The 20458-nt window shown below is 43.2% G+C and carries 17 protein-coding genes and 2 pseudogenes; 10 read left to right on the top strand and 9 right to left on the bottom strand.

Going from position 1 to position 20458, the window contains the following annotated elements; translation table 11 throughout:
- Positions 1–58: 58 nt before the first annotated feature.
- Positions 59–636: pseudogene (locus B9Z54_RS25935) on the top strand (ClbS/DfsB family four-helix bundle protein).
- A 150-nt stretch (positions 637–786) separates the two neighbouring features.
- Here B9Z54_RS25935 and B9Z54_RS21555 read toward each other — a convergent pair.
- Together B9Z54_RS21555 and B9Z54_RS21550 are read right to left on the bottom strand one after the other, a co-directional pair.
- Positions 787–1062: a DUF1292 domain-containing protein gene (locus B9Z54_RS21555; RefSeq protein ID WP_113930429.1), complete on the bottom strand. Its 276-nt coding sequence runs from the start codon at positions 1060–1062 to the stop codon at positions 787–789.
- Between the two features lie 84 nt (positions 1063–1146).
- The gene (locus B9Z54_RS21550; RefSeq protein WP_240190053.1) at positions 1147–2541 is read right to left on the bottom strand and encodes a sodium/glutamate symporter; all 1395 of its coding nucleotides are present in this window, start codon (positions 2539–2541) and stop codon (positions 1147–1149) included.
- 187 nt (positions 2542–2728) lie between these two features.
- Here B9Z54_RS21550 and B9Z54_RS21545 point away from each other — a divergent pair, with 187 nt between their 5' ends.
- Positions 2729–3010, top strand: coding sequence for a hypothetical protein (locus tag B9Z54_RS21545; protein ID WP_162785323.1), 282 nt, complete (start codon positions 2729–2731; stop codon positions 3008–3010).
- Between the two features lie 173 nt (positions 3011–3183).
- Here the strand turns inward: B9Z54_RS21545 and B9Z54_RS21540 are convergent, their stop codons facing one another.
- Positions 3184–4056 carry a glycerophosphodiester phosphodiesterase gene (locus tag B9Z54_RS21540; protein ID WP_162785322.1) on the bottom strand — a complete coding sequence of 291 codons (873 nt, stop codon included), beginning with the start codon at positions 4054–4056 and terminating at the stop codon, positions 3184–3186.
- 266 nt (positions 4057–4322) lie between these two features.
- Here B9Z54_RS21540 and B9Z54_RS21535 point away from each other — a divergent pair, with 266 nt between their 5' ends.
- The 5 genes and pseudogenes from B9Z54_RS21535 (at position 4323) to yhbH (ending at position 10805) form a co-directional block, all read left to right on the top strand.
- Positions 4323–5189 (top strand): amidase domain-containing protein, encoded by an 867-nt coding sequence (locus B9Z54_RS21535; RefSeq protein WP_113930425.1) that lies wholly within the window; start codon positions 4323–4325, stop codon positions 5187–5189.
- Positions 5190–5256: 67 nt separating this feature from the next.
- Positions 5257–5730 (top strand): tRNA (uridine(34)/cytosine(34)/5-carboxymethylaminomethyluridine(34)-2'-O)-methyltransferase TrmL, encoded by a 474-nt coding sequence (gene trmL / locus B9Z54_RS21530; protein WP_113930424.1) that lies wholly within the window; start codon positions 5257–5259, stop codon positions 5728–5730.
- A 101-nt stretch (positions 5731–5831) separates the two neighbouring features.
- Entirely contained in the window at positions 5832–6581 is a 750-nt protein-coding gene (nfsA, locus tag B9Z54_RS21525) for an oxygen-insensitive NADPH nitroreductase (protein ID WP_113930423.1), read from the top strand.
- A 367-nt stretch (positions 6582–6948) separates the two neighbouring features.
- Positions 6949–8844, top strand: coding sequence for a PrkA family serine protein kinase (locus tag B9Z54_RS21515; protein WP_113930421.1), 1896 nt, complete (start codon positions 6949–6951; stop codon positions 8842–8844).
- A gap of 795 nt (positions 8845–9639) precedes the next feature.
- Positions 9640–10805: pseudogene (gene yhbH / locus B9Z54_RS21510) on the top strand (sporulation protein YhbH).
- 168 nt (positions 10806–10973) lie between these two features.
- Here yhbH and B9Z54_RS21505 read toward each other — a convergent pair.
- Positions 10974–11480, bottom strand: a complete 507-nt coding sequence (locus B9Z54_RS21505; RefSeq protein ID WP_113930420.1) for a CBO0543 family protein — start codon at positions 11478–11480, stop codon at positions 10974–10976.
- 149 nt (positions 11481–11629) lie between these two features.
- Between B9Z54_RS21505 and B9Z54_RS21500 the strand changes: the two genes are divergently transcribed.
- Both B9Z54_RS21500 and proC read left to right on the top strand, forming a co-directional pair.
- Positions 11630–12646, top strand: a complete 1017-nt coding sequence (locus tag B9Z54_RS21500) for a phosphotransferase enzyme family protein (RefSeq protein ID WP_113930419.1) — start codon at positions 11630–11632, stop codon at positions 12644–12646.
- A 75-nt stretch (positions 12647–12721) separates the two neighbouring features.
- Positions 12722–13528, top strand: a complete 807-nt coding sequence (gene proC / locus B9Z54_RS21495) for a pyrroline-5-carboxylate reductase (RefSeq protein ID WP_113930418.1) — start codon at positions 12722–12724, stop codon at positions 13526–13528.
- An 85-nt stretch (positions 13529–13613) separates the two neighbouring features.
- Here the strand turns inward: proC and B9Z54_RS21490 are convergent, their stop codons facing one another.
- The 5 genes from B9Z54_RS21490 to B9Z54_RS21470 all read right to left on the bottom strand — a co-directional run bounded on the left by B9Z54_RS21490 (position 13614) and on the right by B9Z54_RS21470 (position 18598).
- Positions 13614–14225: a spore coat protein gene (locus tag B9Z54_RS21490; RefSeq protein WP_113930454.1), complete on the bottom strand. Its 612-nt coding sequence runs from the start codon at positions 14223–14225 to the stop codon at positions 13614–13616.
- Positions 14226–14494: 269 nt separating this feature from the next.
- Entirely contained in the window at positions 14495–15160 is a 666-nt protein-coding gene (locus B9Z54_RS21485; RefSeq protein WP_162785321.1) for an SIMPL domain-containing protein, read from the bottom strand.
- Between the two features lie 9 nt (positions 15161–15169).
- Positions 15170–15589 carry a transporter gene (locus tag B9Z54_RS21480; RefSeq protein WP_240190052.1) on the bottom strand — a complete coding sequence of 140 codons (420 nt, stop codon included), beginning with the start codon at positions 15587–15589 and terminating at the stop codon, positions 15170–15172.
- Positions 15590–15680: 91 nt separating this feature from the next.
- A complete protein-coding gene (locus tag B9Z54_RS21475) occupies positions 15681–16628 on the bottom strand; it encodes an L-lactate dehydrogenase (RefSeq protein WP_113930416.1) in 948 nt (315 codons plus the stop codon).
- 671 nt (positions 16629–17299) lie between these two features.
- Positions 17300–18598 (bottom strand): NCS2 family permease, encoded by a 1299-nt coding sequence (locus B9Z54_RS21470; protein ID WP_113930415.1) that lies wholly within the window; start codon positions 18596–18598, stop codon positions 17300–17302.
- A 177-nt stretch (positions 18599–18775) separates the two neighbouring features.
- Here B9Z54_RS21470 and B9Z54_RS21465 point away from each other — a divergent pair, with 177 nt between their 5' ends.
- A complete protein-coding gene (locus B9Z54_RS21465; protein ID WP_113930414.1) occupies positions 18776–20425 on the top strand; it encodes a M20/M25/M40 family metallo-hydrolase in 1650 nt (549 codons plus the stop codon).
- Positions 20426–20458 lie beyond the last annotated feature (33 nt).

The following is a 20458-nucleotide window of genomic DNA, read 5'->3' as shown; positions in this document are numbered from 1 at the left end:
AGATTTTGGCTATTGAGAATGATTAGATTTTCGCTCCAGTCCTCTTAAGTAAAGGGGAATGAAGGTAAAATCGCTCTGTGAATATGTCTTGAAAAATAAGGAGAGTCCTATGACTAAGAAGAGGGAAAAAGATATTCTATTGTTGAATAGCGAGATGAATTTTAAATCATTGCTGGAAGTAATCGAATCCGTTCCCAGCAGGAAAAGGAATATTTCTATTGAAACTCAAGACCGGGATAAGAATTTTCGAGATATTGTAATGCATCTATATGAATGGCATGCAATGCTTGAGAGATGGTATCGGGAAGGTATGGATGGGGATAGTCCTTTTATGCCGGCGCCTGGCTATCGATGGGGCAATATAAAGCTGCTTAACCTGTAAATCTGGGAAAGCTATCAAGATGTAACTTTAAATCAAGCTATAAAAAAATTGAAGTTAAGCCATGAAAGAATAATGGACCTAATTAAAGTACATACGAATGAGGAAATCATGACAAAAAATACTATAAGTGGACAAAAACAAGTAATCTTTACAGCTATTTTGCAGCAAATACTTCCAATCATTATATCTGGGCTATTACAAAATGCGAAGTGATTGCCAATTCAATAAAAGAGCGGGAAATGGGCAATTCCTGAGATAATACTCTTCATCCAGCAGGAGTAGTCAGCCTGGGAGATATTTAGCATTTGTTGAAAGGGATCTGCATTTTTGTAAGCAACAAACATGGAAAAATGAGCATTAAATTAACAGCCAATTTCATGCTCATTTTTTTGGATTGCTTAGTTTTAAAGGTGGGTGTCTGTTTCCAGATTTTCAGTTCCTTCCACAGCCACTTGGTACGCATCCAGAATAGAATCAACATCTTCCTCATTTTTGATGCTGACGAGATATTGATCGTTTCCTTCTTCCTCCACCTTCATAACAATTGTGTGATTAGATTGATCAGATTTTAGCATTGCGTAGGATACACCTTTCATTTCAAATAAAGCTTCCACTGTATAGTCTTCACGCTGTCCGTTTTCATCTTCAACCGTAACCATGTCTCTATACACATCGTGCATAAAACATCCCCCATTTTAAAAAGTAGTCGTGACTATCATTTCCTTGCACTACATGGTTCATGTTGAGATATTCTTCCACAAAGGTTATTTTCTTCGACCAAAGTGAAGGAGTCCGATCAGAAGCCACACTACAAATAAGACGGATGTAAGAATGAGCATCGGTACTGCTCCAAACTGCACGATTAAAGGCAGGGAAGCAGCCGTAAATAATCCTCCTCCCATTACTGGCTCGAATAGTAACTGTTTGTAACCAAAGCTGTCAAAGGCTGGTGTTTTTCGTTCAGGGTCAACAATCTGCAGAAGAAGCAGCCCTGTGGGAGTCATCCCCATTGATTGCCCAAAATCAACAATTCCACGTTCAAACCAATGATCAGGCATCATTCTTGGTGCTAAGAATAGTAATGCTATGACATTCCATAGAATACCAGCAGCAGCAAGAATCAGGAACGGCAGAAGGTTATTGCCTATGACAGTAAGGGACAGGGACGCTACAGAAGCCGTGATAAGGAGGTCTAGTGAAAGACCTTGAATTCGTTTTATAAGCTGCCTGTCTATGATATTGAACTTAAAGAGTCTTCCTGATAAAAGCTGCACCACAACACCGCCTGCCATGGCCAGCGGGAAGAGGGGGACATATTCAAAGATATACACATTAAACATGGCACCCCAAGTTAGTTTTTCGAGTTCAACAAAGGCCCATTGCACAAGCAATCCGGTACCGATTGCTGCACCAATATGAGCAACATGGATGGTGAGTGATTCGATCGATTGCTGCCGGGTGGTCAAGTTTCCGGCTGCTACGCCTTCCTCTGTAAAGATTCCTTTCTTTTCCGATTGAGAAAGCTCGGAAGGTTTCTCAGCTTGCTTCGTTTTATCATTTCTAATTCCCCAGTTGACTATGATCATACCTGCAATGACTGCAGACAGAATTCCGATTGTCGCCAATCCTAAGGCAAGGTCGGCACCATCTTCAAAATCCAAGGATTCAAATGTGCTGGATAATCCGGCTGCAGTTCCGGGTCCTCCCTGAAAGCTGATTTCAATCAGAGCTCCAGCTGCGGGGGGCAGATCAAAGAAGGTAGATAAAACAAACAAAGCCATCAACAGCCCAATGACATATTGCCCCCAACCGACTGTCAGTCCGTACGATAACTGAGGGCCGGCCTGCTTCCATATTGACTTTGGACCTGGGAGGGATTTGCCCAGGAATAAGGCAGCAAAAATAATCGTAATCAAGATTTCCGGCATGAGTCCGAATATTTCCATGATTCCTTCTGTAAAAAGACCGGAATCAAAAGTTTCACCTGGAACTATTTTACCAAGCACTTGAGGGCCTGCTGCCAAACCCAGCAGTCCGGCTATGATGGAAGTTGGTATAAAGTATCTTTGAAATAAAGGAGTTACAATTCTTATCCACTTGCTTATGAGTAAAAGCGCACTGAGAGCGACTAGAGCGAGGATGAATGAAGGTGTATCCACTAATGTATGCCTCCTTAAGATTATGTCCATGTAAGTTTGTAAGTCTTGATTGGCTGAAAGTCATCTATGTACACTCAGAAAAGCTAATCCTTTTATACTTCATTCCACCTGAGTCAAATTCAAAACAATAAAAACTTTCTTCTTACCTGGACATACTAAAAGAAATCGAGCAAAGGAGCGGATACAAGTGAAAGTGGATGATAAGGAGAGGAATCAGCTCAGCCAGGCCATCGACCAATTGTCTGAGGGCCTGGACGCAATTATCGAGTTATATAACGAATCGGTGGAGGACAGACCGTTGCTGCAGTTGACAGAAGAAAATGAAGGGTTGTTGAGTAAAGCGATCATCAAATTCGGCGGTGAAGAGGTAAATGGAAAAGTGAATAAAGTGATTGCTGAACTGCTTGAATGGCTGCCTCTTGATGACGTAGAGTCTGAAGAGAAAGAGACAGAAGCTGAAGAGGAGTGAACTTTAAGAGCCAGCATTAAATGCCCCTAACACAAAGCTTGAATAGCAACTGGCTCAAACCTGCACAAAATTCCCGGCACAAAATGACTGAAGATTTAAGTGGAGAATATCAAATGAGGATAATCTCTCTCAACACCAGTTGTACAAGAGTGCTGATTTTTAGAAAATCAGGGTCACTTTTTGAGAACGAGCATTACCAAAAAGGTGATTGCACTGATCATAAAGGAAACCCTCTGGTGTACTTCATTGGAGTAGTGGTATTCCTTGACCGGATAGTTGGTGATGATGCCGTTTACATTGAGATTGCGAAGTGTTCGAGCGGTACCCGGATCTGAAACGGTCCAGGAAAAGACATTCAGGTTCCGTTCTTTTGCCTGCTTCATGAAGCTTGCGTCAACCAAGGTGGATTGAGGGGTAATAAAAGAGGTGAATCCTTCAATAGCAAACAGATCATCGCCAACAGGAAACTCTGAAGCTGCTACGATTAGACCGGTCGGAACTGCGGGCAGCAGTTGGTGAAATTCCTGGATGGACTGTTTATCAAAAGACTGCACGATTATGTTTGGAGGGGGCTCACTGGAGGAAATGCGGCTAAATAAGGTTTTCGCCAACTCTTCTTCCATATCAGGATAAATGGAAGGGTGTTTAAGTTCAATGAGAATCCCAGTCCTGCCGCTGTACCGATCAAGTATGGCATCAAGTGAAGGGACCCTTTGACCCTTGAACCATGGGCCGAACCAGCTGCCTGCATCCAGGGAGGCTATTTCAGTATAGGTGAAATTTTTAACTCGTCCGGTTCCATTCGTTGTACGATCCACAGTTACATCATGCATGGCTACCAGCTTGCCATCCTTCGTCATTTGAATATCCACTTCTATATAATCTGCACCAAGGCTGACTGCTGCATCAAAGGCAGAGAGAGTATTTTCAGGCGCTAAAGCCGAAGCACCCCTGTGGGCAACAATCAATGTCCTGCCGGTTTTCTCAACAGCAGAAAACTGGGCCATTCCATTAAGGAAACAGAACACAGAGAAACTGAGAAACAACGAGAGCAGTATTTTGATAACCCTTCCTCCTTTCCTTAATTTCATACCTTATATAACTAAAATATGCAAAATTGGGACGGATGGTCAGGGGGAGATACCCATTTTTTCTTACAATTTGAATGTGTGACACTATTTTTTTTGCCAGGCTCAGAATGCAGGAAATAAGCCAGGGCGCAATTCCCTAATCATTTTAAAAGCTTTTCCCTAATATTAGTTTTGCCTGCTATCCATCTGTCATAGAAATATCTAGAGAGGGAGGCGGGGAAATGAGAAATCAACTGAAAGCAGTTCTGGAGGAGAGAATCTTGAAGTTTGTTGAAGGCGAAGGTTCGGATAAGATCCAGAGAAAGAATGAGTTATTAAGAAATAGGCAAGGTGAGATTGTGAAGGTTGAAGGGACAGGGAAAGTTGAAAAGATGGATGAGGTTGAAAATGGCAGCCGTGTTGATTATACCGTTCACCTTAAATATTTGATCAAACAAAAAGGCTTCCTTCATATTGAAGAGGAAATTGAAACGCGGGAAGCTTTTTTTTATGGAGGAGAGCTGGTAAGTGACGATGAACTGCCGGTTGACTACAGCCAGCAGGTCACACCGACAATTAATTTGCGTGACCAGGAAGAAGAGGAAAGTGAACGGGTGTCGTATCAATACGACCGGTTGAAGGCCGTTCAGTATGCGGAAAAGTGGTGGAACAGTTATAATCCTGCTTATAAAAAATTTGAAGTTGACTGTACCAACTTCATTTCTCAATGCCTGCATGCTGGAAACGCCCCCATGAGGGGATATCCCAGCCGGGGCAAGGGGTGGTGGATGAGAAATAATAATTGGAGTTTCAGCTGGTCTGTAGCCCATGCCCTTCGAATGTATCTGCCAGCTTCAAATGCCGGCCTGAAAGCAAGGGAAGTGAACAGTCCGGATGAGTTGATGCTGGGCGATGTCATCTGCTATGACTTTGAGGGAGACGGCAGGTACAATCACAATACCATTGTGACCTCCAAGGATGCCTTTGGGATGCCGCTTGTCAATGCACATACCCACAACAGCAGGCTGAGGTACTGGGACTATGAGGATTCCACTGCCTATACACCTAACATCAAATATAAATTCTTCACGATTGAGGATAATGCGTAGAGTATTGTTCTCGGAAAAAAAACAGTGGTATAATGTCACATAGAGTTTACTAACGAGGTGACGAATAGTGGGTATACATGTAGTACTATATCAACCAGAGATTCCGGCTAACACAGGCAATATTGCCCGGACATGTGCAGCGACGGACACGACCCTGCATTTGATCAGGCCATTGGGCTTTTCAACCGATGATAAGATGCTGAAGAGAGCAGGACTTGATTATTGGCAGTTTGTTGAGATCGTGTATTATGATTCAATTGAGGAGTTTTTCGAAAAGAATGAGAGCGGAGAATTCTTTTATCTCACAAAGCACGGCACGAACATTCACTCCGGCTATGATTATACCGGCAAGGATAAGGATTATTTCTTCATCTTTGGAAGAGAAACAACCGGGCTGCCGAATGACATCATCGAAAACAACAAGGACCGGTGCCTTAGAATTCCGATGAATGATAATGTCCGTTCCCTGAATCTCTCCAACACTGCCGCAATTCTTATTTACGAAGCGCTGCGCCAGCAGGACTATCTTCATTTAAAATAGGATTTTTTACAAGGACCGGTCTTCCGGTTCTTTTTATTTGTTTTGAAAAAGGGAGAGGCTTAACATAAAGGGTATAAAAGATGACATGGAGGTCGAAATAAATGAATTCAACAATCGAGACAATTTTATCTCATAAGTCTGTTCGAAAGTTCAAAGATGAAACACTGACTAGGGAACAGGTGGAAACTTTGGTGAAAAGCGCGCAGGCAGCATCCACTTCAAGCATGATCCAGGCGTATACCATCATAGGTGTCACAGACCCAGGAAAGAAAGCTGAACTTGCAGCCATTGCCGGAAACCAGAGCTATGTTCAAAATAACGGGCACTTCTTTGTATTCTGTGCCGATCTTTACCGCCATGAGGTCCTCGGTGAAAAAGAAGGAGCTGATGTAGCCCATTCACTCGAAAGCACAGAGAAGTTCATGGTGGCGTTGATTGATGCTGCTCTTGCCGCACAAAACGCAAGTATTGCTGCTGAGTCCATGGGGTTAGGAATTTGCTACATTGGCGGAATCCGAAATGATCTGGCCGCTGTCTCTGAGGTCCTTGATATCCCGGACAGGGTCATTCCGTTATTCGGCCTGGCAGTCGGTGTTCCTGATGAAGACAACGATCTTAAGCCAAGAAGGCCGCTGTCTCATGTTTATCATGAAAATACGTATCGTTCTGACAAAGAAACTGTGGCGAACGAACTGGAAGAGTATGATGAAACGGTGGCCAGCTATTATTCCGAGCGGACGAACGGACAAAGGGTTGATACCTGGTCCGCGCAGATGGCCAGAATGCTTTCAGCCAAAAAGCGTATGTATATGAAAGAGTTTGTACAGAAAAAGAAATTTGATTTGAAGTGAGTATCATAGTAATCAAACAAACCCCCTGCCGAGTTATGGCAGGGGGTTTCACGTGCTCAGTCTTTGTTCGTGCCCGGTTTGTTGTTGTACCCGGCTGTAAAGATCGCTGCAAGGAATGTGGCAGAAACGCCTAAGATTATAATTGTACCCATATCTATGTAATCCTCCTCATATGTTGATTCGAAGTCAATCCTTCTCTTAGTATAGCCTATTTCCCTGTTATTGTGAATGATAAGCATAATTTTTTTCTTCTATATTATGACAACATTTCAAACAGTAGTCCCATTTTTCTTTAATTAGCATGATTGTCTTTTGGCGGGCATAGAGTATAATAATCGCTCTCAACAAGTGACAGGGGAGGTCCTTTATGGATATTTTAAAAAAGATCGAAGGCTATCGTGTAGAAGAAGAGAAGTTAAAATGGGAAGGCACATTTGCTGATTACCTGAACATTATCAAGGAAAGACCAATTGTAGCTCAGTCAGCACATTCACGTGTGTTCAATATGATTAAAGATGCAGGGGTAGAAGAAGTTAATGGAATTAGGAAATATAAATTTTTCAGTGATCAGCTGTTTGGATTGGAAGAGGCTTTAGAGCGCCTGGTGGAAGAGTATTTCCATCCTGCTGCGAAACGCCTGGATGTCCGGAAGAGAATTCTTTTGCTGATGGGGCCGGTCAGCGGGGGGAAATCAACGTTGGTCTCGATGCTGAAGAGGGGAATCGAAGCCTATTCCCGGACAGATAACGGTGCAGTTTACGCGATTAAAGGCTGCCCAATGCACGAAGATCCGCTGCATTTGATCCCGCAGCATTTGCGGGCTGACTTTTTTGAGGAGTATGGTATCCGAATTGAAGGCAATCTTTCACCGTTAAATACAATGAGAGTTGAAAAAGAATACAGCGGAAGAATGGAAGATGTTCTCGTGGAAAGAGTCTTCTTCTCTGAAGACAAAAGGGTCGGTGTCGGTACGTTCAGTCCATCGGATCCTAAATCACAGGACATCGCTGATCTGACAGGCAGCATCGACTTTTCGACCATTGCTGAATACGGTTCTGAATCCGATCCGCGCGCCTATCGGTTTGATGGAGAGCTGAATAAAGCAAACCGCGGACTGATGGAGTTTCAGGAAATGCTGAAGTGTGATGAGAAGTTCTTATGGCATTTGCTGTCATTGACACAGGAGGGTAATTTTAAAGCAGGAAGGTTTGCGCTCATTTCAGCGGATGAGCTGGTTGTGGCTCATACGAATGAGACCGAGTATAGATCATTTATTTCCAACAAGAAGAATGAGGCCCTGCACTCCAGGATTATCGTCATGCCGGTTCCTTACAACCTGAAAGTTACCCAGGAAGAAAGAATCTATGACAAAATGATCCGGGAAAGCGATGTGTCGGATTTCCACATTGCCCCGCATACATTGAGGGTAGCTGCGATGTTTACGATTCTAACAAGATTGAAAGAACCGAAGCGCGGGGACATCGATCTGATTAAAAAGATGAGATTATATGATGGCGAAAATGTGGAAGGCTTCAATTCTGCGGATCTGGAAGAAATGAAAAAAGAGTATCAGGATGAAGGAATGAGCGGAATCGATCCCCGCTACGTCATCAACAGGATCTCTTCAACCATCATCCGGAAAGAAATGTCTTCTATCAACGCACTGGATGTTCTTCGTTCCCTTAAAGAAGGGCTGGATCAGCATCCTTCCATTACACAGGAATTAAGGGAGAAATATCTCAACTTCATTTCGGTTGCACGAAAAGAATATGACGACATTGCCAAGAAAGAAGTGCAAAAGGCATTTGTATACTCTTATGAGGAATCCGCAAAAACCCTTATGGACAATTATCTTGATAATGTGGAAGCCTATTGCAATAAAGCGAAGCTGCGCGATCCACTGACCGGTGAGGAAATCAATCCGGATGAAAAGCTCATGCGCTCCATTGAAGAGCAAATCGGCATTTCAGAAAATGCAAAGAAAGCATTCCGGGAAGAAATACTGATCCGTATCTCCGCATATGCCCGTAAAGGAAAAAGATTTGACTACAACTCCCATGATCGCTTGAGGGAAGCAATCCAGAAGAAGCTGTTTGCCGACTTGAAAGACGTCGTCAAAATCACGACTTCTTCCAAGACGCCGGATGAGCAGCAGCTGAAGAAGGTAAATGAAGTCGTAGCACGCTTGATAGATGAGCATGGCTATAATTCCACATCAGCCAATGATCTATTGAAATATGTTGGAAGCCTTTTGAACCGTTAATTTTAGAGCTGGCAGCCTGTGTTTGTGGGGGCTGCCGGCTTTCTGTTTTATTATGGAGGCTGTTTTAATTCATAATTCAACAATTAGAGTGATACTTTTTAAAACCAATGGATATCTGCTATAGGTTATGATATCACTTGCTAGCGTGAGATTGCCTTGAATTGTTTGCAGGGATTTTCTTGAGAGACACTTGAGGGGTTAATTTTAGTTGAAGTGTCCCATAGAACGTTTCTAAGAGACACTTGGGGGCTGAATTTGAAATGAAGTGTCATATAGAAATTTCCTAAGAAACACTTGAAGGCTAAATTTCAATTGAAGTGTCCCATAGAACGTTTCTAAGAGACACTTGGGGGATGAATTTGAAATGAAGTGTCTTATAGAACTTTCTAAGAGATACTTAGAGGCTGAATTTTAATTTAAGTGTATCAAAGCACTTTCCTTAAGGACAGAGCTGTTTTTCATTGAGGTATCTGAACGAGTTCTTAAGTGAGCATCTGTAAGCTGAAAAATGATTCTATAAAACATTTTTTAGTTTCTTCCCGTTTTTACTCATAAGCAGCCAATCCTTTTAATACTTATTTATACACACCTGATTACCTCAAAACATGCAGGCTTGTCCACATTATAGGTGAGTGTACAATTGTCGAAATTATTTGTAAATTTATTGACGGTCCTGCATAGTATAGAGTAATCAGCAATAGTTTCTACCTCTGTTGCTTTTCTATTTTTGGCACTCAAGACAGTATATGCAACTTTTTGTATCTTTGTGAAAAATCAAATAAGGAGGGGAATAGAATGAGCCAAATGGATAAACATCAGTTTGTGATTTCGAAGGAAGACTGGTCCCTCCACCGCAAAGGCTATGATGATCAGCAAAGACACCAGGAAAAAGTTCAAGATGCCATAAGAAATAATCTCCCTGATTTAATCTCTGAAGAAAATATCATCATGTCAAACGGCCAAGACGTAGTAAAGATTCCGATCCGCTCACTTGATGAGTACAAAATTCGATATAATCATGACAAGAATAAACACGTTGGCCAAGGACAGGGAGACAGTCAGGTTGGAGATGTGGTAGCTAGAGACGGCTCACAGCAAAAAGGTCCTGGTAAAGGTCAAGGTGCAGGGGATCAGGCTGGAGAAGATTACTACGAAGCGGAAGTTTCAATGATGGAAATCGAAGAGGCGCTGTTCAGCCAATTGGAACTGCCCAACTTGAAGAAAAAGAACAAGACGTCCAAACGGTGGAGAATATAGAATTCAATGATATCCGTAAAACTGGATTGATGGGCAATATTGATAAAAAGAAAACAATGATGACAGCATTCAAGAGAAACGCTATAAGCGGAAAACCGAGCTTTCACCCGATTTATCAGGAAGATCTAAAATTCAGAACATGGAACGAAGTGCTGAAGCCCGAGTCAAAAGCAGTCGTACTTGCCATGATGGACACCAGTGGATCGATGGGGGTGTGGGAAAAGTACATGGCCAGGAGCTTCTTCTTCTGGATGACACGCTTTCTCCGCACCAAGTATGAAACAGTGGAAATTGAATTTATTGCTCATCATACCGAAGCGAAAGTGGTAACCGAAGAGCATTTCTTTTCAAGAGGAGAAAGCGGAGGAACCATTTGTTCATCTGCATACCGAAAAGCGCTGGAACTTATCGAAACCAAATACCAGCCATCCCGCTACAACATTTACCCATTTCACTTCTCGGATGGCGACAATTTAACTTCAGATAATGTCCGGTGCGTGAAGCTTGTCGAAGAATTGATGAAAGTATCGAATATGTTCGGCTACGGAGAGGTCAATCAGTATAACCGGCATTCCACATTGATGAGCGCATACAAAAATATCAGCGATGAACAATTCCGATACTTCATTCTGAAACAAAAGGCAGACGTCTTCCATGCAATGAAAAGCTTCTTCAAACAGGAAGAAAATAAAATGTATGCCTAAAAGACAGGGAAACCTGTCTTTTTCTCATTTTTTCTTATTTCCAGCTTCCATGGGGGCTGTTTTCAACAAATAATAAGCCATTGAGATGTAAGTTATAAGAAGCAGCCCTAGAAATAAGGGGGTAGACAGGACATTTTGTATCAGCATGGCCAGTTCATCTCCATATCATCAGGATAGTGGAACAGGAAAGAAAATGTAGAAAAGGACAGCGGCAGGGACTGTAAGAATCAAAGCGGCTGCCGGTCTTCGGTAATGGATGAGTATAGCGAGGAATAACAGGGTATTCAGCCAGATATTTTGCCAGCTGTTCCAAGCATCTCCATATACAAACATCCCTTTATGGGCAAATAAGGCTTCAAGGATCGTATAGAAGACAATCCATATAATTATATATGAAGCCTTGGCATAATTTCTGTCCGGCAGCCTCTGTAAAAATATGATTAAAGTCGCCGGGCAAATGTAAAATGTGAAGAACAGGTTGATAATAGTATGATTAAGCCAGTCCGCTGTTATTCCCCTGAATGCCCAGAGTAAGTGTTCAGAATAAATTGCATTATACGTCATATTTATAACAATAAAGAACAGAACAGTTGGGTACTGCTCCTTAACCCTTGTCCAATTTATGAATTTATAGGAGAATAAGGTCCAGACTGCCATTACCAGTAATAAATACATAAGCCGCCTCCATTTACAAAACTATATTAATTTTGGACAAGACTTTGTTAAAATATTCCTTCCGGACAGGTGATTTCTTATTAATGTATTGAAGGAAAATCTTCTTTATCGCCGAATGTAAAGAGAAAAGTAATTTTTAGGAGGTCAATATGGAGAAATGGGTGGAAGAACTTTTTAACAAGGAAGTTTTACAAAAAGCCGCAGACTTTTATGGCGGAGATATTTCAAAAGCCAAAAAGCTGGGTGACTTTGAAAACTATGTATACGAGATACATAAAGAAGATAAACCGTATATTTTGCGTTTGACCCACAGTTCTCATCGAAGCAGCGAACAGGTAGAGGCGGAGCTTGAGTGGGTTAACTTTTTACACTCGCAAGGTGTGAATGTATCGTTAGTCAGCCATTCCAGTGCGGGAAACCTGGTCGAGGAAATTCCAGCAGGTGACACGTCTTTCTATGTTTGCTTATTTGATAAAGCTCCAGGTAGTCCAGTCGGAGTCCAGTCTGACTTATTTTCCCTTCCGCTTTTCAAAGAATGGGGAAAAACGGTTGGAAAGATGAATAAGGCCACAAAAGGATTCGTTGAAGGGAAAGCGCACCGGGAGCATTGGCATGAGGATGATCTTTTGAAAAATAGGAGTGCTTACCTTTTAAAAGAAGATGAAGCAATCATAAAGGAAGGGGAAGAATTGGTTGAGAAACTTCAAACATTTCCAACCGGCCCGGATGAATATGGACTGATTCATTCTGATATTCATTCTGGGAACTTCTTTTACCATGAGGGAGAAATTCATGTTTTTGATTTCGATGACTGCTCCTACCACTGGTTTGCCAGTGATATCGCTATCCCTCTCTTCTACTCAGTGTGGGCTAAGATGTCAGGGAAAGACCTCGAAGAACGCTCACGCTTTGGCGAAGAGTTTCTGACAAGCTTTTTATCCGGCTACTATGAAGAAAATTCACTGGATGAGAAATGGATCAAGCGGATTCCATTGTTTTTGAGATTGAGGGATATCGTTCTTTACACCGTATATCATAAAAAGTTCGATATAAACAATATGTCAGAAAGAGAAGCGGGTGCGGTTGCCGGCATAAAGAAAAGGCTGGTGGACAACGAACTTATAGTAGAACTCGATTATGAGAGCATCCTCAGCAAAGTGAAATAGAGCAATTCCTTGAAAACGCACTTCCGTTATAATACTGTAACATTAAGCAATTATACGATACAGGATGTGAATAGTATGGAAAAAAAGATCGGTTTCATCGGAAGCGGGAATATGGCAAAGGCCATTTTAGGAGGCCTGCTGTCTTCAGGGATCGCTTCATCGGGAAACGTGACGGCAAGTGCAATGACTGAAAAGACTATCAGGGAAATCAATAAGGAGTTTAATATAGAAACAACAAAGGATAATGTGGCCGTCGCTCAAACCTCCGACTACCTTTTTCTTGCGGTTAAACCCGATCAATATAAATCAGTGATTGAAGAAGTGAAAGGCGCCCTTAAAGAAAAGACAATAGTCATCACGATTGCTGCTGGTGTGACATTGCTTTCCTTGGGAGAACAGCTCGGCCAAGAAGTGAAGATTGTGCGGACAATGCCCAATACACCTTCACTAGTAGGAGAAGGGATGAGCGCTCTCTGCCCTAACGAAAACGTGACAGCTGATGAACTGGCAGAAGTAGTGGAACTCTTTTCAAGCTTCGGGCGTGCAGAGGTGCTCGAGGAACACTTAATGGATGCGGTTCCTGCCGTCAGCGGATCATCGCCGGCATACGTATTTATGTTCATCGAGGCTCTTGCGGATGGTGCGGTCAAGCAGGGAATTTCTCGGGATAAAGCTTACAAGATGGCTGCCCAGGCAGTTCTCGGTGCAGCTAAAATGGTGCTGGACACCGAAACCCACCCAGGTGCCCTGAAGGATGCCGTTTGTTCTCCCGGAGGTGCAACGATCGAAGCCGTCAGCACTCTTGAAAAAACAGGATTCCGTGCTTCTGTCCTGTCGGCTATGGAAAGCTGTTATAAAAAATCGGCTAATATGATGGATTGATGAAGTGGAAAGAAAAGAGCTGCTACCTCAAAACAGTCTAATTAAAAAAGAGGGATTTCCTAGTATCGGGAAATCCCTCTTTTGCTTATTGAAGCTTAGTATTTTGCGGCATAGAAGCTCCCGCTGAAGGCGCAAAGCCTTGAAGCATTTGCTGCATATCCTGCTGCTGAAGGCGCGGCACCTGATAGTATTTATGCTTATTTTGGTATAAAAAGATCTCATAGCTCATCTCAATGAAGTTAGGCACGCTGTCAGCATATACCCTGCGGAGGACCGGGTTGGTCACTTCTAAAGCAGTCATTGTCAGAAGAGAGGCTGTTGACTTCACCAAACCAAGCATCTGTCCAGATATCTTCATGTCATTGATCTCTGGAAGACTTTCAGCTGGTTTTCTTGGCTGTGAAGGCGTAAGACCATAAGTGACAGTGTTATTTTGGTTCATTTTATATTGCTGTGTCGGCTGGGAAGGGTCCATGCCTGTCGTAAATGTTTCAACAGCGCAATTGTATGTCTGTTCAATAAAACTGCGCTGCTGCATAAGGATTGTATTGAGCTCAGGGTCAGTGATATATTGCTGAAACATCATATACTGATCCAGAACATCCACCAGGGTTGATAAATTTTCATGTGCATCGAATACTTCATGGCCGCCGTGATTAGCTTGCGGCTGTCCAGTGGGGGATGGCTGGATAGGCATAGGCTGCTGCTGTGATTGATTGTTTATTTGCAAACGGATGACCTCCCTGAATTCGTTTGTCCATTTGGGACTTCTTTATTTTGTTCCTAATCAATATCATTATCCGGTAAAGCAATAGAGGAAAAATTGACATGAATAAATATGTTCATGAGAAAAAATAAGCTGAAAAAGCAAAAAACACCATCAAGGGTGTTTTTTGGCTTCTCTTATTATACTTAAGTGCAATGAAAAGCGATTTCAATTCGTGCACTCGCGGGTATGAATATTTTTTACTTCATCAACTTATACTTAACAGTCAGCCGGGCTGTGATTCCAATCTCACCAGGCTGTACTGGTGCCGTGCTTTCGGCAGCGAGGACAAACGCTTTTCCGGGAGCTGGAATCATTGGAATGCTTGTATCTTCGTTGATTTCCAGCGGTGCAGGGTTTAGTGTGGTCCCTGATGAAGCTGCAAGGACTTGTGCCTTTTCTAACGCATCCACATAAGCTTCCGTTAATGCCTGTTGATAGAAGACTCCGGGGTCCGCTACAGCAAATTGGACTCTTTCTATAATGTTGGCTCCGCTTTGTACTGCGTCATCAATAACCTCGCCAATTTTTTCAATGTCTCTGATTTTTACAGAAAAGACCTGCCTGACTTCATATCCTTTGAATAGCTGTTTTCCATCCTGATAATCATACTGTGGATAAATCTGATAAGTCGATGTTTGAATATCCTTTTCAGCTATACCGTTCTGCTTGAAGGAATTTAAGATAGCCGTGCTTATTTCTGTATTCAAACTTTGTGCTTCCGTTAATTCCTTATCACTGGTCACTGCTCCAATTTGGGCAACCGCCATGTCAGGCCGGGCATCTATTGTTTGTTCGCCAGTGACGGTCACCGTTCTGCTGCTCTTTTTTTCCGGTACGTTTCTGTAGGGCTGCTGATAATACATCCCCATCACCTAAAAGCACTGGAAGGAACGGACTCTCCGCAGGTCGGTTCCATAGAACACCCATCTGAAACCGGTCCATCTAAAACCGGAAATCGACTGGCGCCCGATGAAAGTTGGGTAGAACCAGAAGGACTGGCCGCTGGTGAGCCAAAGATATGTGTAACGGAACAGGCATCTTCTGATGGCACCTGGATCTATTGCAAAAGCACTTGGTCCCTGTCCTCCTGTACTGAGTGTCTGTGCGGTGGCTTGTGTTGGTGTAAAGGAAGGCGGAGGTCCAGCCGGAGCCTGCCCCTGACCCATCCCTTGCTGCCCGGGAGGATATCCTGGAAAGCCCTGCCCCTGTCCGCCTGGAGGAAAGGAAGGAAATCCGGGGCCGCCTTGTCCGGGAGGGAACCCGGGAAATTGCATTTGCCGATAATCATACATAGAAAATACCCCTCTCAAATATAGTCACTTTCACTATATGCAGAGGGGCATACGCCTGTGTCTTATGCTGAATTGGTGGTGCGGATTCAGCCTATTGCTGAAAAGCTCTGTCGATTACACTTTTTAAGGTGGTGGCAGAGTGGGCAAACTGTTCCTTTTCCTTCTCGTTCAGTGGCATTTCGATCACTTTTTTGATGCCATCCCGGTTAATGATGGCCGGTACTCCGATGTAAAGATCATCCATGCCATATTCTCCTTCCAACAAAGCAGAAACAGTCAGGATACTGTTTTCATTATTGAAAACAGCTTTCGTGATTCTCACCAATCCCATTGCAATTCCATAATAGGTAGCACCTTTTCTCTCGATAATATGATAGGCGGCATCCCGGACATTGACAAAAATCTCTTCCAGTTCTTTTTGGGTTTGAGGGTCATCCATATCAATCATCTCCCGCAAAGGGCTGGCCCCAATGGTTGCATGGCTCCAGACGGGAAATTCGGTATCTCCATGTTCACCCATGATATAAGCATGGACGTTTCGTGCATCAATATCAAAATGGTCGCCGAGCAGATAACGCAGGCGTGCAGTGTCGAGAATTGTACCAGACCCGATTACTCTTTCTTTCGGCAGTCCTGAAAATTTCCATGTGGCATAGGTCAGTATGTCGACCGGATTGGTAGCTACAAGAAAAATACCATCAAATCCGCTTTTCATAACTTCTCCAACTATACTTTTAAAGATTTTCACATTTTTTTCAACAAGGTCTAATCTGGTTTCTCCAGGTCCCTGATTCGCCCCAGCAGTTATTACAACAAGGTCGGCATCACTGCAGTCACTGTAGTCGCCTGCCCAGATTTTCAAAGGAGAAGAAAAAGGAAGGCCATGGTTGAGGTCCCGTGCATCTCCTTCTGCTTTTTCTTTGTTCAAATCAATAAGTACAAGCTCCCGGGCCACACCTTGATTCAATAATGCAAAGGCATAACTTGATCCGACGAATCCAGTTCCAATTAAAGCAACTTTACTTTTGAAATTTGCCAATGTAATCACCCTTGTTTGAGTTTTTTGTTTGGTTAATAATTGGTTTTTTGTATTTGTGAATCATTTCACAATATAAATATAACACACTATGTAGAAAAAATCATGTGATAATTTTGTGCCTTTAAAGTTTTTCCAAAGTGTGGCTCCTGCATAAGTTCAAATAGTTATGTTTGTCTTGCTGAGGACGGAATCGTTTTGATGAAGGACATGAACGAGTGCTGACTTCGGAGAACCTAGAACATGTCTCCAAAGAGCGGGCTTGGGGTACATGAAAGGGGGCGAAATACAGAGAACATGTCTCCAAAGAGCCGGCATAGGTACATGAGCGAGGGCAAACTCCAGAGAACATGTCCTCAAAGAGCCGTCATGGGTACATGAACTGGGTCGAACTCCAGAGAACATGTCCCCAAAGAGCCGCCTTGGATACATGAACTAGGTCGAACTCCAGAGAACATGTACCCAAAGAGCCGTCATGGGTACATGAACTGGGTCGAACTCCAAAGAACATGTCCCCAAAGAGCCGTCATGGGTACATGAACTGGGTCGAACTCCAAAGAACATGTCCCCAAAGAGCCATCATGGGTACATGAACTGGGTCGAGCTCCAAAGAACATGTTCCCAAATAAAAAAGCCTGAACTCCACTTAGGGAGTTCAGGCTAGGAGTGCTATATTAGTGAGGCAGGAAGGCCAATTGATACATAAACAGTACGGCGAACAGGTATACAAGCGGATGAACTTGCTTCCATTGTCCTTTGACCACTTTCAATAGCGGGTAGGAAATGAATCCAAGAGCGATTCCTGTAGCGATACTGGAAGTCAGCGGCATGCTGAGGATGATCAAAAAGGCAGGAAATGCTTCGTCCAGCTCTCCCCATTTAATATGGGAGATGCTTCCCATCATCAGGCTGCCGACGATGATCAGGGCAGGAGCTGTGATGGCTGAGATGCCCGAAACCGCACTTACCAGAGGGCCAAAGAAGGCTGCAGCTACAAATAGAACGGAAACGGTTAAAGATGTGAGTCCTGTTCTTCCACCTGCAGCAACACCAGCTGAAGATTCAATATAAGCTGTCGTCGGGCTTGTACCAAACATTGCTCCGACAGTTGTTCCGGCAGAATCGGCCAAAAGGGCTGCTCTGGCACGAGGCATTGATTTGCCTTTCATCAATCCGGCCTGCTCGGCAACACCTATCATCGTTCCTGTCGTATCAAAAATCGTTACAAGCAGGAAGGAGAAAACGACAGCGTACAAGCTGTGTTGAAATACATCGGCAAATGCCGTAATGGGATTGGCAACAATCAATCCTTCAGGAAGGGAAGGAAGAGAGGCAATACCTTCAAATTTCAAATCACCTGTAAAGAATGCGATGATTCCCGTAACGATCATGCCAAGGAACAGCGCCCCGTGAATGTTGCGAACCATCAAGACCAAAGTGACAGCCAGGCCGACTAATGCCAGCACTACTGAAGAAGAATGAAGATCACCCAGGGCTACCAGGTTTTCTGGATGAGAAGTGATGATTCCGGTCAGGCGCAAGCCTATAAAAGCGATGAATAACCCGATACCAGCGGTGATTCCGTGTTTTAAGTTTTCCGGGATTGCTTCGATCAGTTTTTTTCTAAAAGGTGTCAGGGACAAAATAACGAAAATGACCCCGGCAACAAATACTGCTGCGAAAGCTGTTTCATAAGAGATATTTTCATTGGCACCTACCACTGAATAGGTGAAATAAGCGTTCAATCCCATTCCGGGAGCTATCGCAATTGGATAGTTGGCGAACAGAGCCATCCATAGTGTGCCGACAATAGCGGAGATGATTGTCGCTGTAAATACCTGGTCAAAAGGGACTCCCGCATCTGCCAGGATAACAGGATTGACAATCACGATGTATACCATTGTTAAAAAGGTTGTTATTCCTGCAATGATTTCAGTCCTGACACTTGTATTATTTTCTTTTAATTTAAACATAGAGAAACCTCCAAAAAGACGAACAATTTTTAAACACAAATTCTATATTATTCGTTAACAGATGTTTTTTCAAGAGGATTCATAAAATCTATACATTTTTTTAACCGCAATTACTTCCAAATGGAAGGTGACTTCGGTAAGATAGTAAAAACACAGAAATGAAAGGGTGTTCAGGAAGTGTATAGTGAACTTCAAGGGAAATCCGTCTATGACCAGATTGAATTGTTGACCAAAACTCTTATTGATCATGCTAGTTACAATAATACAGATGGAGAAAGAAGGAAAGCTGAGCAAATAAAAGCGATCATTGAAACATTTCCTTATTTTCAGCAGAATCCCGAGAATCTCTGGACTCAGCCAGTTCCCGGTGACAATCACGGACGCTTCAATGTTTTTGCGAAAATAAGCGGGAAATCAGAACGGACTTTGCTGTTCCATGCCCACCTCGATACTGTAGGAACAGACGATTTCGGAATCCTTAAACCAGCTGGACATGACCCTGAATTTCTGGAAACGTTCTTCTCCAGGTATGATGGAGATGAAAAGGTTAAAAAAGATGCTCAGTCAGGCAAGTGGATGTTCGGCCGGGGCTCGCTTGACATGCAAAGCGGGATAGCTGTACACCTGGCAAACCTTCTTTATTTTTCAAGCATGTCTGAACAATTGGAAGGAAGCCTTCTTTTCCTGTTTAATCCTGATGAAGAAAGTGAACACGCGGGTATGATTACGGCCATTGATGAATTGTACCGTTTAAAGATGGAAGGAACTCAATTTCTCGCTGCCATCAACAATGACTTTATATCTCCTGTCTATGATGGTGACTGCAAACGATATATATACACGGGTGCTGCCGGAAAGCTGCTGCCTTGTTTTTATATAGCCGGTCGTGAAGCGCATGTCGGTGATATCCTGACCTCCATTGATCCTACCAGGATCGCTTCTCATATCAATCTGCGGGTCAATCAGAATATCGACCTCCTGGAAGACATAGAAGGAGAGTTTATCCTGCCGCCTTCCTGCCTATATATGAAAGACAGGAAGAACGTCTATAATGTACAGACCCCGCTGGAAACCAGAATGTATTTCAACTATTTCGTATATGAAAAGACATCTAAAGAGGTGCTGGAGGAGCTTTTGAACATTGCAAAGGACTCGGTCTTGGAATTGGAAGCTTCTTCAAAAGAAAAATATGAAAAATACCGCAGCCTGCATGACTTCCCGGAAAGGGAGCTGTCATGGAAGGTTGAGGTCACAGCTTTCGAAGATTTAGTAGAGGACCTGAGGGAAAAAGGATTGAATCCTGACAAGGTGATGAACGAAACATTGGAAAGGATGAGGGGGGAGGATAACCGAGAAATTGCCTTCACCATTGTAGAAGAGCTTCAGAAGCTTGATCCCGACAAAACACCCCGGGTCATCATCTTCTTCGCGCCGCCATTTCTGCCTCATAACTACTTAAACAATGAAAATGAATATGGGAAAAAAGTAAATACAGTACTGAAGGCATGCCTGGAAAAAACCGCTGAAGAAACGGGCGAGGAATTCGAAATCAAACGATTCTTCCCGTACCTGGCGGATGGAAGCTTTCTTTCTCTGCATGAAAGTGATGAAGAAATCGAAGCCTTCAAGGACAATATGCCAATGCTCGAATCACTTTATCCTGTGCCGATTGACCGCATCCGTGAGCTCAATATCCCCTCAATCAACATTGGCGTTTACGGAAAAGACGGCCATCAGTGGACAGAAAGAGTTTATAAACCATACACATTCTCAACCCTTCCTGAAATCATCAGGGGTGTGACCAAAGAGCTTTTAAAAATAGAGTAACTGAAGAGGGGCTGGCAGCAGATGCTGCCGGCT

Source organism: Bacillus sp. P14.5 (assembly GCF_003316765.1).
GTDB lineage: Bacteria > Bacillota > Bacilli > Bacillales > Bacillaceae_B > Rossellomorea.
This window is presented reverse-complemented; position numbering and strand designations above follow the sequence as displayed.

Excerpts from the sequence above, each read along its gene's own strand:
- B9Z54_RS21555 (WP_113930429.1), bottom strand. The coding sequence starts at position 1,062 with ATGCACGATGTGTATAGAGACATGGTTACGGTTGAAGATGAAAACGGA.
- B9Z54_RS21535 (WP_113930425.1), top strand. The coding sequence starts at position 4,323 with ATGAGAAATCAACTGAAAGCAGTTCTGGAGGAGAGAATCTTGAAGTTT.
- nfsA (WP_113930423.1), top strand. The coding sequence starts at position 5,832 with ATGAATTCAACAATCGAGACAATTTTATCTCATAAGTCTGTTCGAAAG.
- B9Z54_RS21515 (WP_113930421.1), top strand. The coding sequence starts at position 6,949 with ATGGATATTTTAAAAAAGATCGAAGGCTATCGTGTAGAAGAAGAGAAG.
- B9Z54_RS21505 (WP_113930420.1), bottom strand. The coding sequence starts at position 11,480 with ATGTATTTATTACTGGTAATGGCAGTCTGGACCTTATTCTCCTATAAA.
- B9Z54_RS21500 (WP_113930419.1), top strand. The coding sequence starts at position 11,630 with ATGGAGAAATGGGTGGAAGAACTTTTTAACAAGGAAGTTTTACAAAAA.
- proC (WP_113930418.1), top strand. The coding sequence starts at position 12,722 with ATGGAAAAAAAGATCGGTTTCATCGGAAGCGGGAATATGGCAAAGGCC.
- B9Z54_RS21490 (WP_113930454.1), bottom strand. The coding sequence starts at position 14,225 with ATGCCTATCCAGCCATCCCCCACTGGACAGCCGCAAGCTAATCACGGC.
- B9Z54_RS21485 (WP_162785321.1), bottom strand. The coding sequence starts at position 15,160 with ATGTATTATCAGCAGCCCTACAGAAACGTACCGGAAAAAAAGAGCAGC.
- B9Z54_RS21480 (WP_240190052.1), bottom strand. The coding sequence starts at position 15,589 with ATGTATGATTATCGGCAAATGCAATTTCCCGGGTTCCCTCCCGGACAA.
- B9Z54_RS21470 (WP_113930415.1), bottom strand. The coding sequence starts at position 18,598 with ATGTTTAAATTAAAAGAAAATAATACAAGTGTCAGGACTGAAATCATT.